The organism is Streptomyces sp. AN091965 (genome assembly GCF_022698285.1).
Taxonomy (GTDB): Bacteria; Actinomycetota; Actinomycetes; order Streptomycetales; family Streptomycetaceae; genus Streptomyces.
In genome coordinates this window covers 6671791-6685159 of the sequence record NZ_JALDMY010000001.1, presented here as the reverse complement: position 1 = coordinate 6685159, position 13369 = coordinate 6671791, and the positions used below count along the sequence as shown (strand labels likewise).

Genomic DNA, 13369 nt, shown 5'->3' with positions numbered 1-13369 from the left:
CGCGCCACCCGCCACGTCCCGCACGGGGGAAGGGCCCGCGGCACCACCGGCCGCACTCCGCCGCGCGTCTTCGGCACTAGCCGTCACACCAGCCTCCGCCGGGCCTGACGTTCCTCGACCTCCGCCGCCCCGCCCGGGCGCGTCCCGCCCGCCTGCTTCCGGTCCCTCACCAACTGCCGTACCCCGAATGGCCGTTACTCCCCCCTGTACGGCACCAGCTGGGCCGGAAAAGCCCGTTACGCAGCCGGGAGACGACCCCCAGGCCGCTGGAGCGCCGTCGTCGAGGAGGGTGCCGCCGTGGGTCCACGCCCGTTCCCTGGGACGGATCTCGGGGGCCTGGGCAGGCCGTTCGGCCCGCTCGTCGGTGTCGGCGTGGGCGCCCGCGGCCGACCGGGCGGCGCGGCGGCACCGCCACCCGCCGAGCCCGCGCCGCAGGCGCGACCGCAGCCATGAGTCCGGGGCGACGCTCTCGGTCGGTTCCATTCCCGTCCCTCTCACAGCCGGCGGTGCCCACGCCACGCGGACTCACGTCCTGACAGCCGCGTCCGAAAACCCTTCCCCCGGCTCTCCACGACACGAGCAGGGGACACCCCGCCCGCATGCGGGGCACGGCAGGCGCACACCTCAACAGTAGGCCGCAGAAGGCTTCCACGGGCAGCGGTCGTCTACGGTTGCCCGAATGCGACCCGGCCACCCGTATGCATCTGGTATGCGCTGAACGGGTGGCCTTCAACCGCTATTCTTCGGTCGGAAGCGCGGCTTCCCGGGCGGCGTCCGCCCCTTGTTCCAGCAGGACCGCGAAGCCGTCCTCATCGAGTACGGGAACCTTCACTTGCATGGCCTTGTCGTACTTCGAGCCGGGGTTGTCCCCCACCACGACGAATCCGGTCTTCTTTGAAACGGAACCGGTGACTTTGGCTCCGCGGCTCTGGAGCGCCTCTTTCGCGCCATCCCGCGTGTAGTTCTGCAGCGTTCCGGTGACGACGACGGTGAGGCCTTCGAGGGGGCGCGGGCCCTCGTCCTCGCCGCCGCCCTCCTCCTCCATGCGGACGCCCGCGGCCCGCCACTTGCGGATGATCTCCTGGTGCCAGCCCTCGGCGAACCACTCCTTGAGCGAGGCGGCGATGGTCGGGCCGACACCCTCGACGGCGGCCAGCTCCTCCTCCGTGGCCTGCTCGATGCGGTCGATGGAGCGGAACTCGCGGGCGAGCGCCTCGGCGGCCACCGGGCCCACGTGGCGGATGGACAGGCCGGTGAGGATCCGGGCCAGCGGACGCTCCTTGGCGGCCTGGATGTTCTCCAGCATGGCGAGGGTGTTCTTCTTCGGCTCGCCCTTCTGGTTGGCGAAGAAGGTCACGACCTTCTCCTCGCCCGTCTTCGGGTCCCGCTTGGGCAGGCCCGAGTCCTGGTCGAGGACGTGCGACTTGATGGGGAGCAGCTCCTCGACCTTCAGGTCGAAGATGTCGCCCTCGTCGAGGATCGGGGGCGTCGCGGGCTCCAGGGGGCGGGTGAGCGCGGCGGCGGCCACATAGCCGAAGTTCTCGATGTCCAGGCACTTGCGGCCCGCCAGGTAGAAGAGGCGCTCGCGCAGCTGGGCGGGGCAGGTCTGGCCGTTCGGGCAGCGGAGGTCGATGTCGCCCTCCTTCATGGCCCGCAGGGCCGTGCCGCACTCGGGGCACTCGGTGGGCATGACGAACTCGCGCTCGCTGCCGTCGCGCAGGTCGACGACGGGGCCGAGGATCTCCGGGATGACGTCGCCCGCCTTGCGGATCACGACCGTGTCGCCGATGAAGACGCCCTTGGCCTTGACCACGTCCTGGTTGTGCAGCGTGGCGAACTCGACCTCCGAGCCCGCGACGGTGACGGGCTCGACCTGGGCGTAGGGCGTGACGCGGCCCGTGCGGCCGACGCCGACCCTGATGTCGATCAGCTTGGTGTTGACCTCCTCCGGCGCGTACTTCCACGCGATGGCCCAGCGCGGGGCGCGCGAGGTGGAGCCGAGGCGGCCCTGGAGCGGGATCTCGTCGAGCTTGACGACGACGCCGTCGATCTCGTGCTCCACGGAGTGGCGGTTCTCCCCGAAGTACGTGATGAACTCGCGTACGCCGTCGAGGCCTTCGACGACCTTGTTGTGCCGGGCGGTGGGCAGGCCCCACTCGCGCAGCAGGGCGTACGCCTGCGAGAGGCGGTCGATGTCGAGGCCCTCGCGGGCGCCGATGCCGTGCACCACCATGTGCAGCGGGCGCGTGGCGGTGACGCGGGGGTCCTTCTGGCGCAGCGAACCCGCCGCCGCGTTGCGCGGGTTGGCGAAGGGCTTGTCGCCCGCCGCGACCAGGCGGGCGTTGAGCTCCTGGAACTTCTCCATGGGGAAGAAGACCTCGCCGCGGATCTCCACGAACGCCGGGACGCTGTCTCCCTGGAGGCGGTCGGGGATGTCGGCGATGGTGCGCACGTTCGGCGTGATGTCCTCGCCGGTGCGGCCGTCGCCGCGGGTGGCGGCGCGGGTGAGCCTGCCCTGCTCGTACGTCAGGTTGACCGCGAGGCCGTCGACCTTCAGCTCGCACAGCAGGTGGTAGTCCGGGGAGCCGACGTCCTTGGCCACGCGGTCGGCCCAGGCGGCCAGCTCCTCGTCGTCGAAGGCGTTGTCCAGGGAGAGCATGCGCTCGCGGTGCTCGACGGAGGCGAAGTCCGTCTCGTACGCACCGGCGACCTTCTGGGTCGGCGAGTCCGGTGTGCGCAGCTCCGGGTGCTGCTCCTCCAGGGCTTCCAGCGAGCGCAGGAGCTTGTCGAACTCGGCGTCGCTGATGACCGGCTGGTCCTTCACGTAGTACCGGAAGCGGTGCTCCTCGATCCGCTCGGCCAGCTGGGCGTGCTGCTCGCGCGCCTGCGCAGGCACCGCGCCTTCCTGTTCGACAGCCACCGTCTCGTCCTCCCGTTACCTTCAGACCCAGTTGCTCAGCGTTACTCAGGAGAGTCCGCGAGCGATCTCGCTGCCCGCACACAGTGCGCGAGCGCCGCCCGGGCATATGCGGGCGAAGCACCCGCGAGACCGCACGACGGCGTGACCGTGACCGACTCCGCGAGCGACCCCGGATTCAGCCCCAGCCTGCGCCAGAACGTCCTGACACCCATGACGCTACCGGCAGGGTCTGACAATGGGCCGTCCGTGCCCGGCACGACACCGGCGAACAGCTTCGTCCCGGCCTCGACGGCCTCGCCCAGGACCTCGTCGTCACGCTCGGTGAGGAGCGAGAAGTCGAACGACAGGCCGTGCGCGCCCGCCCTGCGCAGCAGCGCGAAGGGCACGTCGGGCGCGCAGGAGTGCACGACGACCGGTCCTTCGTGCACGGCCATGACCTCGCGCAGGGCGCTCTCCACGACCTGGCGGTCCGCGGCGCGGTGGGTGCGGTACTCGCTGGCGGTCTTGATCCGGCCGCGCAGTACGGCGGTCAGCGACGGCTCGTCGAGCTGGAGCACGAGCCGGGCGCCCGGCACCCGCTTGCGCACCTGCGCGAGGTGGGCGCGCAGGCCCTCGGCGAGGGACCCGGCCAGGTCCCGGCAGGCGCCGGGATCGGAGACCATCGCCTCGCCGTTCTTCAGCTCCAGGGCGGCGGCGAGCGTCCAGGGGCCGACCACCTGGACCTTCAGGGGACCTTCGTAGCCCTGGGTGAACTCCTCCAGGGCGTCGAGGTCCTCGCCGAGCCAGGACACCGCGCGCCGCGTGTCCCGTCCCGGCCGGTCGCCGACCCGCCAGCCGCTGGGCTCCACGCGTGCGTAGAGCTCGACGAGCAGCCCCGCGGTACGGCCGATCATGTCGGCGCCGGGGCCGCGCGCGGGCAGCTCCGGCAGGTGCGGAATGCCCTGCTCGGGGGTCTCGAAGGTGCCGGTGACGGTCTTCGCGGCCTCCCGGGCGTCGCCGCCGGGCATCGAGCCGACGCCGGTGGCCGGTCCCAGGGTCCAGGTGTCCTCGGTGCTCACCGCCGTGCTCACCGTCCGGGCCGCACCGTCAGGTCGTTGACCTCCGCGTCGCGCGGCAGGTCGAGGGCCATCAGGATCGTCGTCGCCACGGACTCGGGGTCGATCCACCGCGCGGCGTCGTACTCCTTGCCCTCCTGCTGGTGCACCTTGACCTGCATCGGGCTCGCGGTGCGGCCGGGGTACACGGAGGTGACGCGGACGCCGTTGCCGTGCTCCTCCTGGCGCAGGGAGTCCGCGAGGGCCTTCAGGCCGTGCTTGGAGGCGGCGTACGCGGACCACTCGGCGCCCGCGTGCAGTCCCGCGCCGGAGTTCACGAAGAGCACGTGCCCCTGGGAGACGCGGAGTTGGGGCAGGAAGTGCCGGGTCAGCTCGGCGGGCGCGATCAGGTTCACGTTCAGCTGGTGGCGCCAGGCCTTGGGGGTGAGGTCGCCGACCGGGCCGAGGTCGACGACGCCCGCGATGTGGAGCAGGGAGTCCACGCGGTCGGGGAGCGTCTGGTGGGAGAAGGCCCAGGAGAGCTTGTCCGGGTCGTTCAGGTCGCCGACGAGGGTGCTCGCGCCCGGGAACTCGGCGGCGAGCTCCTTGGCGCGGCCCGCGTCGCGCGCGTGCAGCACGAGGTCGTCCCCGCGCGCGTGGAGACGGCGGGCCACTGCGGCCCCGATGCCGGAGCCCGCCCCGGTGATCACATGAGTTGCCATGCGCTTATGGTCGCATTCCGGCCGCGCGCTCCCGGATGCGAGCCGGGGCGGGGCGCCCGGCGGCGGGGCGCGGCGGGCGGCCGTGAGCGAGCCGGTGGCAGCGGGCCGCTCCCGCCGGGCCCGGGTGCCCGTGTGCGCCTTCCGCGCCGTCCCGGGACCCCCGGCGCCTCAGCGCACTCCCACCGACTCCTCCAGGTACGCCAGGGCGCCCACCGGCTCCTCCGCGAAGAAGACCAGGTCGGTCAGCGGCACCGGCAGGAAGCCCTCGTCCTCCATGCGGCGGAACTGCTCCCGCAACCCGTCGTAGAACCCCGCCGTGTTGAGCAGCACGACCGGCTTGGTGGTGCGGCCGTGCTTCTTCAGCTCCAGGATCTCGGTGGCCTCGTCGAGGGTGCCGGTGCCGCCGACCATGACGACGACCGCGTCGGCCTTCTCCAGGAGGAGCGCCTTGCGCTCGGCGAGGTCCCTGGCTATCACCATGTCGTCGACGCCGGTCCTGACCTTGGCGGCGAGGAAGTCCACCGACACGCCGGTGAGCCGCCCGCCCGCCTCGTGCACGCCGTCCGCCACGACCTTCATCAGGCCCGTGTCGGAGCCGCCCCACACCAGGGTGTGGCCGCCCTTGCCGAGCAGCTCGGCGAACTGGCGGGCGGGGCGGGTGTAGGTCTCGGGCAGGTCGGCGGCGGAGAGGAAGACGCAGATGTTCATGCGCCCTACCGTACGGTCCGCCACGGGCGCCCCGGGGGCGGCGGAAGAAGTCCGCCGCCCCGCGTGCTGTACGAGGCGGCCCCGGCACAGACGAGGCGACCCCGGCGAAAGGGATGACCGTGACCGCAGGACATCGCATCACCATCGAGCAGGGCACCCAGCACGTGCGCGTGGAGCACGACGGACAGGTCGTGGCGGAGAGCAAGCGCCCCCTGGTGCTGCGCGAGACGGGCTGTCCGGTGCGCTACTACCTGCCGCCGCAGGACGTGCGGACCGATCTGCTCACGCCGTCCGGCACGCACACGTACTGCCCGTTCAAGGGCACGGCCTCCTACTGGTCGCTGCCCGGCGGCGAGGACCAGGTGTGGGCGTATCCGGAGCCCAAGGCCGAGGTGGCCGAGATCAAGGACCACCTGTGCTTCTACGCGACCGAGGAGGTGGCGAAGGCCTCCTGAGGGACGGCCGCGAACGTCCTGCGGTACGCCGCCGGTGACACGCCGAGCACGGACCGCATGTGCTGGCGCAGGGAGTTGGCGGTGCCGAAGCCCGCGCGGTGGGCCACCAGGTCGATGGACAGGTCGCTGCTCTCCAGGAGGTGGCGTGCCACCTCGATGCGCTGGGCCGTGAGCCAGCGGCCCGGCGTGGTGCCCACCTCGTCGCGGAACCGGCGCGTGAACGTGCGCAGGCTCATGCGGGCGTGGTCCGCCATCTCGCCGAGCGTCAGCGGCTCCTGGAGGCGTTCGAGCGCCCACGCGCGCGTGGGCGCCGTGGTGGCGACCGTCGGCTCCGGGACGGGCCGTTCGATGTACTGCGCCTGCCCGCCGTCGCGCCACGGCGGGACCACGCAGCGCCGGGCCACGTGGTTGGCGACGGCACTGCCGTGGTCGCGGCGCACCAGGTGCAGACAGAGGTCCACCCCGGCGGCGACGCCCGCGGAGGTGAGGATGTCGCCGTCGTCCACGAACAGCACGTCCTCGTCGAGCCGCACGCGCGGGAACGCGCGCCGGAACTGCTCGGCGACCTGCCAGTGCGTGGTCGCGGGCCGCCCGTCCAGGAGACCGGCGGCCGCGAGGACGAACGAGGCGCTGCAGAACGACACCAGGCGCGTGCCCGGGCGCACCCGGTCGAGCGCGGCGGCCAGCGGCGCGGAGAGGCCGTCGGTGGCCGACGCCCCCTCGCGAGGGGGGATGGGCGGGATCACCACGGTGTCGGCGTCGTCGAGCGCCTCGGGGCCGTGCTCGACGACCACGGAGAAGCCCGCGTCGGTCCGCACCGGGCGCCCGTCCACCGTGCACACCACGACCTCGTACAGCGGCCGTCCCGCCGCGTCCTCCGCGTTGCCGAAGACGCGTGAGGGAATGCCCAGCTCGAAGGCGTAGACGTCGTCCAGGGCGAGGACGGCGACGCGGTGGGGGCGGCCGGGTGCGGTGAACGAGCTCATGGCCAGATCCTGTCACATGATGGCCAGACTGCCAGCACTACGCCGGGCCGCCGGGCCGCACGCTGGTGAGCGTTCGCCGGACATCCGGTGACCGTTCACCGCAAAGGACAAGATCAATGAGTTCGCCCAGCGTCCACCCGATCCGCCCGACCCGACCGACCATGCGTGCCGTCAGCCCGCGCGCGTGGGGCGCCCCCGACGTCCTGGTCCCCGTGGAGGTGGACCGCCCGGAGCCCGGTCTCACCGAGATCCTGGTCAAGGTGCACGCGGCGGGCGTGAACCCCGTCGACTGGAAGACCCGCGCCACGGGCGCGTTCGGCACCTGGGGCGACACGCCGATCCTCGGCTACGACGTCTCGGGGACCGTCGAGGCCGTGGGCCCCGGAGTGACCCTCTTCGCACCCGGTGACGAGGTGTTCGGCATGCCGCGCTTCCCGGAGCAGGCGGGCGGCTACGCCGAGTACGTGACGGCGCCCGCGCGCCGCTTCGCGCGCAAGCCCGCCGCCGTCGACCACGTCCAGGCGGCCGCCCTGCCGCTGGCCGCGCTGACCGCCTGGCAGGGCCTGATCGAGACGGCGGGCCTGCGCGCCGGGCAGCGGGTCCTGATCCACGCGGCCGCGGGCGGCGTGGGCCACCTGGCCGTGCAGATCGCCAAGGCGCACGGCGCGTACGTCATCGGCACGGCACGCGCCGACAAGCACGCCTTCCTGCGGGGCCTGGGCGCGGACGAGCTGATCGACTACACGGCGACGGACTTCGCGGCGGCGGTGCGGGACGTGGACGTCGTCCTGGACGGCGTCGGCGGCGAGTACGGCCCCCGGTCGCTGCCCGTGCTGCGCCGGGGCGGCCACCTGGTCACTCTCCCCGACCCGGGCGGGCTCCCCGACGCCGCGCGCGCCGAGGCCCTCGGCGTGCACACCGGCTGGACGATCGTCGAGCCCGACCGCCACGGCATGCTGGAGATCGCCCGCCTGGTGGAGGAGGGCGCGCTGCGCGCGGAGATCGACAAGGTGCTCCCCCTGGAGAGCGCGGCCGAGGCACACGCCTACGGGGAGCGCGGCCGCACCCAGGGCAAGATCGTGCTCCAGGTGGTCTGAGGGCCACGGCCGGCGAAAGGGGGGGGCCAGGGGCCATTGCCCCGGCCCCCCTTCAGGCGCTCAGCGGCTCAGCAGGGCCGCGACGAGGGGCCGTCGTAGCGTGCCCAGAGCGCCCGCCAGTCGCGGTCGTACAGGACCATGTTGGCGTCCGCCTGGAGCCGCAGCCACGCCCCCCGGCTGCCGCACCCGCTCGTCCCCAGGGACCACAGGGGCCTGCCCTGCCCGTCGTAGGCGACGACGTTGCCGTCCCGCTGCATCCACAGCGACACGTTCCAGCCACGGGTGTTGGTCTCCCAGAGCGGCTCGTAGAACGCGAAGACGTGGTTGTAGAGGACGATGTTGCCGTCGTCCTGGACCCACAGCTCGTACCAGCGCGACGCCTCGACGTTGACGGCGATGTACTTGTCCCGCGTCAGGCACTCACCGGGCTTGAGGTAGTCGTGGTAGCCCCAGCCCTGCGGCGGCGTGGAGCAGCCGGAGTCGGGGAAGGCCAGCGGCTTCACCGCGCCCTTGGAGCGCACCGGCCCCGAGAGGAGCCCCTTCTTCCTGGCCTCCTGGAGCGTAGGCAGACCCTTGAGGGGTGCCGACGGCAGCGTGGGGACCTTGTCGCCCTTCTTCGGCCGGACGGACTTCGGAGGGACCGGGTGGGACGCCGTGGGCGCGCTCGCCCGTGCGGCGTCGGGGCGCGGCTCGGCCGTGGCGGCGGGAGCCAGGGCGCCCAGGGCGAGGACGGCGGCGAGCGCCGTGGTGATCAGGGTGGTGCGGCGGTTCATGGAGGTGTCGGCTTTCGTCAGCACGGGCGGGTGGAGGGGCCGTTGAAGCGCGCCCAGAGCGGGCCCCAGTTGCGGTCGTACAGGACCAGGTTGGCGTCGGACTGCACCCGCAGCCACGCTCCCCAGTCGCCGCAGCCGTGCGTCCCCAGGTGCCACAGCGGGTTGCCCTGCGCGTCGTAGACGACGACGTTGCCGTCGCGCTGCATCCACAGCGACACGTTCCAGCCACGGGTGTTGGTCTGCCAGACGGGCTTGTACCACGTGTCGTTCTTGTAGAGGACGACGTTGCCGTCGTCCTGGACCCACAGCTCGTACCACATCAGCGTGTGGATGTACGCGGCGATGTACTTGCCGGGGGTGAGGCACTCGCCGGGCTTGAGGTAGTCGTGGTAGCCCGAGCCCTGCGGCGGTTCGGAGCAGTTCGCTTCGGGGAAGGACCGCAGCTTCACCCCGCCCCGGGACTTGACCGGCCCCGCGATGAGGCCCTTCTTCTTGGCCTCCTGGAGCGTGGGCAGGCCCTTGAGGGGTGCCGACGGCAGCGTGGGGACCTTGTTGCTGCCCTTCTTGGGCTGGACGGACTTCGGGGGTCCCGGGTGGGACGCCATGGACGGGGTCGCCCGCGGGGCGTCCGGGCGCGGCTGGGCCACGGCTCCGGTCGCCAGCGTACCGAGGGCGACGGTGACGGCGAGCGCCGCGGTGAAGAGGGACGCTCCGCGTCTGGCGGCGCGCGCCGGGGTTCTGCTGGGGATCATGCGGCCATGCCACCGCACGGCGATCCACAGCCGATCAATGCGCGCTAAACGGGAAGCCCCCGGGGGCCGCCGGGGGCGTGTCGCGGGCCCCGCGGGGTCAGACGGCCGCCGCGGCCCGGTGGGTCGTGGCGATGGTCGCCGAGCCGACCACGCGCGTGCCGTCGTACAGGACGATCGCCTGGCCGGGGGCGACGCCGCGGACCGGCTCGGTGAAGGAGACCCGCAGCTCGCCGTCGGACGTCAGCTCCGCCGTGACGGGCGTCTCGTCGCCGTGGGCGCGCAGCTGGGCGGTGTACGCGCCCGCTCCGGAGGGGGCCGTGCCGCACCAGCGGGGCTTGAGGGCCGTGAGGGCGGTCACGTCGAGGGCGGCGGCGGGGCCGACCGTCACCGTGTTGTTCACCGGCGAGATGTCCAGGACGTAGCGCGGCTTGCCGTCGGGGGCGGGGGTGCCGATCCTGAGGCCCTTGCGCTGGCCGATGGTGAAGCCGAAGGCGCCCTCGTGGGTGCCGAGCACGGCCCCGGACTCGTCGACGATGTCGCCCTCCGCCTTGCCGAGGCGGGAGGCGAGGAAGCCCTGGGTGTCGCCGTCGGCGATGAAGCAGATGTCGTGGGAGTCCGGCTTCTTGGCGACCGCGAGGCCGCGGCGCTCGGCCTCCGCGCGGATCTCGTCCTTGGTGGTGACCGTGTCGCCGAGCGGGAACAGGGCGTGCGCGAGCTGCCGGTCGTCCAGGACGCCGAGGACGTAACTCTGGTCCTTGGCCATGTCGGAGGCGCGGTGCAGCTCGCGGGTGCCGTCCTCGCGGACGATCACCTGCGCGTAGTGGCCGGTGCAGACCGCGTCGAAGCCGAGGGCGAGGGCCTTGTCCAGGAGCGCGGCGAACTTGATCTTCTCGTTGCAGCGCAGGCACGGGTTGGGCGTACGCCCCGCCTCGTACTCGGCGATGAAGTCCTCGACCACGTCCTCGCGGAACCGCTCGGCGAGGTCCCACACGTAGAACGGGATGCCGATGACGTCCGCGGCGCGGCGCGCGTCACGGGAGTCCTCGATGGTGCAGCACCCGCGCGCGCCGGTCCGGAACGACTGCGGGTTCGCCGAGAGCGCCAGGTGCACTCCGGTCACGTCGTGCCCGGCTTCGGCGGCGCGGGCGGCGGCGACGGCGGAGTCCACACCGCCGGACATGGCGGCGAGGACACGGAGCGGGCGGCTGGTGCGCTGCGGGGTCTGCGAAGTCATAGCCCTAACAGGGTACGGGGCGGCGGGAACCTCTCGCCCGTGCGTATCCGTTCACGATCACATGGGGGACGTGAGCGAGACGAAGGACGAGAGCGCCGAGGGCACGGAGCCGCCGCCCGGGCCCCGGCGCGGGTCGACCCGGCGCGCGCTGCTCGTCGGCGGCGCCGCGGCGGGCGTCGGCGCGGCCTTCCTGGCCCGCGACGAGCTGGGCCGCCTGTGGTGGCGCCTGCCCGGGGTCGTGAAGAAGCGCAGGGAGGGCGAGGTGGACGCGCCCGGCGCGCAGTGGATAGCGGCCTCCAGCGCGAACTGGCGGCGCGCCGACCGCCCCTCGGACTACACGATCGACCGCGTGGTGATCCACGTGGTGCAGGGCGGGTACGCCTCTGCGCTGAGGGTCTTCAAGGACCCCGGCCACGGCGCCGCCGCGCACTACGTGATCCGCAAGGACGGCCACGTCGCCCAGATGATCCGCGAGCTCGACGTGGCCTACCACGCGGGCAACAGGGACATGAACGAGCGCAGTGTGGGCATCGAGCACGAGGGCTTCGTCGACAAGAAGGCGTCGTTCACCGCCGCCATGTACGCGTCCTCGGCGCGGCTCACCGCCGGAATCTGCGAGCGGTACGACATCCCGGTGGACCGGAAGCACATCATCGGCCACGTGGAGGTCGAGGGCACGGACCACACCGACCCGGGCCCGCACTGGGACTGGGACCGGTATCTGCGCCTGGTGCGCGCGGCCCGCGAGGCCCCGCGAAGACGGCCGGGGGCGGACCGGACCCAGGGCAGGTCGGACAGGCCCTAGCTCAGGCCCGCCGACCGCGCCCGCTCCACCGCCGGGCCGATCGCCGCCGCCACCGCGTCCACGTCCGCCTTCGTCGACGTGTGGCCGAGCGAGAAGCGCAGCGTCCCGCGCGCCAGGTCGGGGTCGGTGCCGGTGGCGAGCAGGACGTGGCTGGGCTGGGCGACGCCCGCGGTGCAGGCCGAGCCGGTCGAGCACTCGATGCCCTGCGCGTCCAGGAGCAGCAGGAGCGAGTCGCCCTCGCAGCCGGGGAAGGTGAAGTGGGCGTTGGCGGGCAGCCGGCCCGCGGGGTCCGGGTCCCCGCCGAGGACGGCGTCGGGCACGGCGGCGCGGACGGCGTCGACCAGGTCGTCGCGGAGCGCCCCGACCTCGCGGGCGAACCACTCGCGGCGCTCGGCGGCGAGCCGCCCGGCCACGGCGAAGGCGGCGACCGCGGGCACGTCGAGCGTGCCGGAGCGCACGTGCCGCTCCTGGCCGCCGCCGTGCAGCACGGGCACGGGGCTGTAGGCGCGTCCGAGCAGCAGGGCGCCGATGCCGTAGGGGCCGCCGATCTTGTGGCCGGAGACGGTCATCGCGGCGAGCCCGGAGGCGCCGAAGTCGACGGGCACCTGGCCGAAGGCCTGGACGGCGTCGGCGTGCAGCGGCACGTCGAACTCGGCGCAGACGTCGGCCAGTTCGCGCACCGGCTGGAGGGTGCCGATCTCGTTGTTGGCCCACATGACGGTGGCGAGGGCGACGCTGCCGGGATCGCGCGCGATGGCCTCGCGCAGCGCCTCGGGGTGCACGCGCCCGTGCGCGTCGACGGGGAGGTACTCGACGGTGGCGCCCTCGTGCTCCCCGAGCCAGTCGACGGCGTCGAGGACGGCGTGGTGCTCGACGGGGCTGGCGAGGACGCGGGTGCGGGCCGGGTCGGCGGCGCGGCGCGCCCAGTACAGGCCCTTCACCGCGAGGTTGTCAGCCTCCGTGCCGCCGGAGGTGAACACCACCTCGCTGGGGCGGGCGCCGAGCGCGTCGGCGAGGGCCTCGCGGGACTCCTCGACGGTGCGCCGCGCCCGGCGGCCGGCCGCGTGCAGCGAGGAGGCGTTACCGGTGACGGCGAGCTGCGCGGTCAGCGCCGCGATCGCCTCCGGAAGCATGGGCGTGGTCGCGGCGTGGTCGAGGTAGGCCATGGTGGGCACGATTCTACGAGCCGCGCCCGGGCGCCCGGACCCCGGTGGCCCCTGCCCGGCCGGGATCCGCCGTGCTCGGGCCGGGTCAGCCCGCCAGGCTCCAGGAGACCGTGCCGTCCAGGGAGACGAGCGTGGCGAGAACCACGAGGTCGGCGACGCCGAGCCCAAGCCCGAGCAGGGCGCGGCCGCGCCGGGCGGTACCTCGCCACAGCGCGACGCAGGCGAGCGCGATCGCGACGGGGCCGAGCACGATGTTCAGGACGAGCAGGCCGAGCAGCCCGAGGACGAAGGAGGCGACGGCCATGCCGTCGGTGTCCCGGCGCCCGACGGGCCGCGCGCCGGACGGCTCGGCGTTCGCCTCCGCGAAGGCGTCGTCGGACGGGTCCGCCGCAGGCTCCTCGTACGGCTTCGCGGACGGCTTCAGCGCGGTGAGTTGCATGGTGTGCGACTCCTCAGGGTGAGGCGGATGTCGTACGGGGCAGAGGACGGGGGACGGGGCGCACCGCGTCAGCGCGGGCGCGCGCGGCGCTCGCGCACCGCGAAGACCACGAGCCACAGCCCGATGACCGTGGCCAGGACGAGCGTGACGGACAGCGGGACGTGCGCCACGGTGCCCATGGCGACGCCGAGCAGCAGGAGTGCGGCGACGAGGAACAGCATGAGTACGCCTCTCTTCGGTGAACGCTTGTGGTTACAACTGTTCACTGACTTCTGAGT

14 protein-coding genes are annotated in these 13369 nt (G+C 73.2%); 3 read left to right on the top strand and 11 right to left on the bottom strand.

Going from position 1 to position 13369, the window contains the following annotated elements; genetic code table 11:
• Window positions 1-736: 736 nt before the first annotated feature.
• The 4 genes from ligA to MQV74_RS28585 form a co-directional block, all read right to left on the bottom strand.
• Window positions 737-2920: an NAD-dependent DNA ligase LigA gene (gene ligA, locus MQV74_RS28600; RefSeq protein WP_242723979.1), complete on the bottom strand. Its 2184-nt coding sequence runs from the start codon at window positions 2918-2920 to the stop codon at window positions 737-739.
• A gap of 41 nt (window positions 2921-2961) precedes the next feature.
• Window positions 2962-3978, bottom strand: a complete 1017-nt coding sequence (locus MQV74_RS28595; RefSeq protein ID WP_308402324.1) for a methionine synthase — start codon at window positions 3976-3978, stop codon at window positions 2962-2964.
• Window positions 3979-3986: 8 nt separating this feature from the next.
• On the bottom strand, window positions 3987-4676 hold the full coding sequence (locus tag MQV74_RS28590) for an SDR family oxidoreductase (protein WP_242723973.1): 690 nt from the start codon (window positions 4674-4676) through the stop codon (window positions 3987-3989).
• A 168-nt stretch (window positions 4677-4844) separates the two neighbouring features.
• Window positions 4845-5384 carry a TIGR00730 family Rossman fold protein gene (locus MQV74_RS28585; protein WP_242723970.1) on the bottom strand — a complete coding sequence of 180 codons (540 nt, stop codon included), beginning with the start codon at window positions 5382-5384 and terminating at the stop codon, window positions 4845-4847.
• Window positions 5385-5497: 113 nt separating this feature from the next.
• Between MQV74_RS28585 and MQV74_RS28580 the strand changes: the two genes are divergently transcribed.
• Window positions 5498-5839 (top strand): DUF427 domain-containing protein, encoded by a 342-nt coding sequence (locus MQV74_RS28580; RefSeq protein WP_242723965.1) that lies wholly within the window; start codon window positions 5498-5500, stop codon window positions 5837-5839.
• Here the strand turns inward: MQV74_RS28580 and MQV74_RS28575 are convergent.
• Window positions 5806-6825 carry a GlxA family transcriptional regulator gene (locus tag MQV74_RS28575; protein WP_242723964.1) on the bottom strand — a complete coding sequence of 340 codons (1020 nt, stop codon included), beginning with the start codon at window positions 6823-6825 and terminating at the stop codon, window positions 5806-5808. The genes MQV74_RS28580 and MQV74_RS28575 overlap by 34 nt on opposite strands.
• Window positions 6826-6941: 116 nt before the next feature.
• Between MQV74_RS28575 and MQV74_RS28570 the strand changes: the two genes are divergently transcribed.
• Window positions 6942-7922, top strand: a complete 981-nt coding sequence (locus tag MQV74_RS28570) for an NADP-dependent oxidoreductase (protein ID WP_242723961.1) — start codon at window positions 6942-6944, stop codon at window positions 7920-7922.
• A gap of 68 nt (window positions 7923-7990) precedes the next feature.
• On the opposite strand, the gene MQV74_RS28565 is transcribed toward MQV74_RS28570, so the two are convergent.
• From MQV74_RS28565 to mnmA, 3 genes are all read right to left on the bottom strand, one after another.
• Window positions 7991-8719, bottom strand: a complete 729-nt coding sequence (locus tag MQV74_RS28565) for a hypothetical protein (protein WP_242723959.1) — start codon at window positions 8717-8719, stop codon at window positions 7991-7993.
• Window positions 8713-9447 (bottom strand): hypothetical protein, encoded by a 735-nt coding sequence (locus MQV74_RS28560; protein WP_242723958.1) that lies wholly within the window; start codon window positions 9445-9447, stop codon window positions 8713-8715. Before MQV74_RS28560 ends, MQV74_RS28565 begins: the two co-directional genes overlap by 7 nt.
• Window positions 9448-9544: 97 nt before the next feature.
• A complete protein-coding gene (gene mnmA / locus MQV74_RS28555; protein WP_242723957.1) occupies window positions 9545-10681 on the bottom strand; it encodes a tRNA 2-thiouridine(34) synthase MnmA in 1137 nt (378 codons plus the stop codon).
• A 61-nt stretch (window positions 10682-10742) separates the two neighbouring features.
• Between mnmA and MQV74_RS28550 the strand changes: the two genes are divergently transcribed.
• Window positions 10743-11486: an N-acetylmuramoyl-L-alanine amidase gene (locus tag MQV74_RS28550; RefSeq protein WP_242723956.1), complete on the top strand. Its 744-nt coding sequence runs from the start codon at window positions 10743-10745 to the stop codon at window positions 11484-11486.
• Here MQV74_RS28550 and MQV74_RS28545 read toward each other — a convergent pair.
• The 3 genes from MQV74_RS28545 to MQV74_RS28535 all read right to left on the bottom strand — a co-directional run bounded on the left by MQV74_RS28545 (window position 11483) and on the right by MQV74_RS28535 (window position 13312).
• Window positions 11483-12652, bottom strand: a complete 1170-nt coding sequence (locus MQV74_RS28545; RefSeq protein ID WP_242723954.1) for a cysteine desulfurase family protein — start codon at window positions 12650-12652, stop codon at window positions 11483-11485. The two genes, MQV74_RS28550 and MQV74_RS28545, sit on opposite strands and share 4 nt — an antisense overlap.
• Before the next feature lie 85 nt (window positions 12653-12737).
• Window positions 12738-12956: a DUF4190 domain-containing protein gene (locus tag MQV74_RS28540; RefSeq protein ID WP_242729212.1), complete on the bottom strand. Its 219-nt coding sequence runs from the start codon at window positions 12954-12956 to the stop codon at window positions 12738-12740.
• Window positions 12957-13159: 203 nt separating this feature from the next.
• Complete coding sequence (locus MQV74_RS28535) at window positions 13160-13312, bottom strand: hypothetical protein (protein WP_242723952.1); 153 nt, start codon at window positions 13310-13312, stop codon at window positions 13160-13162.
• Window positions 13313-13369: the final 57 nt, after the last annotated feature.

Excerpts from the sequence above, each read along its gene's own strand:
- MQV74_RS28590 (WP_242723973.1), bottom strand. The coding sequence starts at position 4,676 with ATGGCAACTCATGTGATCACCGGGGCGGGCTCCGGCATCGGGGCCGCA.
- MQV74_RS28585 (WP_242723970.1), bottom strand. The coding sequence starts at position 5,384 with ATGAACATCTGCGTCTTCCTCTCCGCCGCCGACCTGCCCGAGACCTAC.
- MQV74_RS28580 (WP_242723965.1), top strand. The coding sequence starts at position 5,498 with ATGACCGTGACCGCAGGACATCGCATCACCATCGAGCAGGGCACCCAG.
- MQV74_RS28575 (WP_242723964.1), bottom strand. The coding sequence starts at position 6,825 with ATGAGCTCGTTCACCGCACCCGGCCGCCCCCACCGCGTCGCCGTCCTC.
- MQV74_RS28570 (WP_242723961.1), top strand. The coding sequence starts at position 6,942 with ATGAGTTCGCCCAGCGTCCACCCGATCCGCCCGACCCGACCGACCATG.
- MQV74_RS28560 (WP_242723958.1), bottom strand. The coding sequence starts at position 9,447 with ATGATCCCCAGCAGAACCCCGGCGCGCGCCGCCAGACGCGGAGCGTCC.
- mnmA (WP_242723957.1), bottom strand. The coding sequence starts at position 10,681 with ATGACTTCGCAGACCCCGCAGCGCACCAGCCGCCCGCTCCGTGTCCTC.
- MQV74_RS28550 (WP_242723956.1), top strand. The coding sequence starts at position 10,743 with ATGGGGGACGTGAGCGAGACGAAGGACGAGAGCGCCGAGGGCACGGAG.
- MQV74_RS28545 (WP_242723954.1), bottom strand. The coding sequence starts at position 12,652 with ATGGCCTACCTCGACCACGCCGCGACCACGCCCATGCTTCCGGAGGCG.
- MQV74_RS28540 (WP_242729212.1), bottom strand. The coding sequence starts at position 12,956 with ATGGCCGTCGCCTCCTTCGTCCTCGGGCTGCTCGGCCTGCTCGTCCTG.
- MQV74_RS28535 (WP_242723952.1), bottom strand. The coding sequence starts at position 13,312 with ATGCTGTTCCTCGTCGCCGCACTCCTGCTGCTCGGCGTCGCCATGGGC.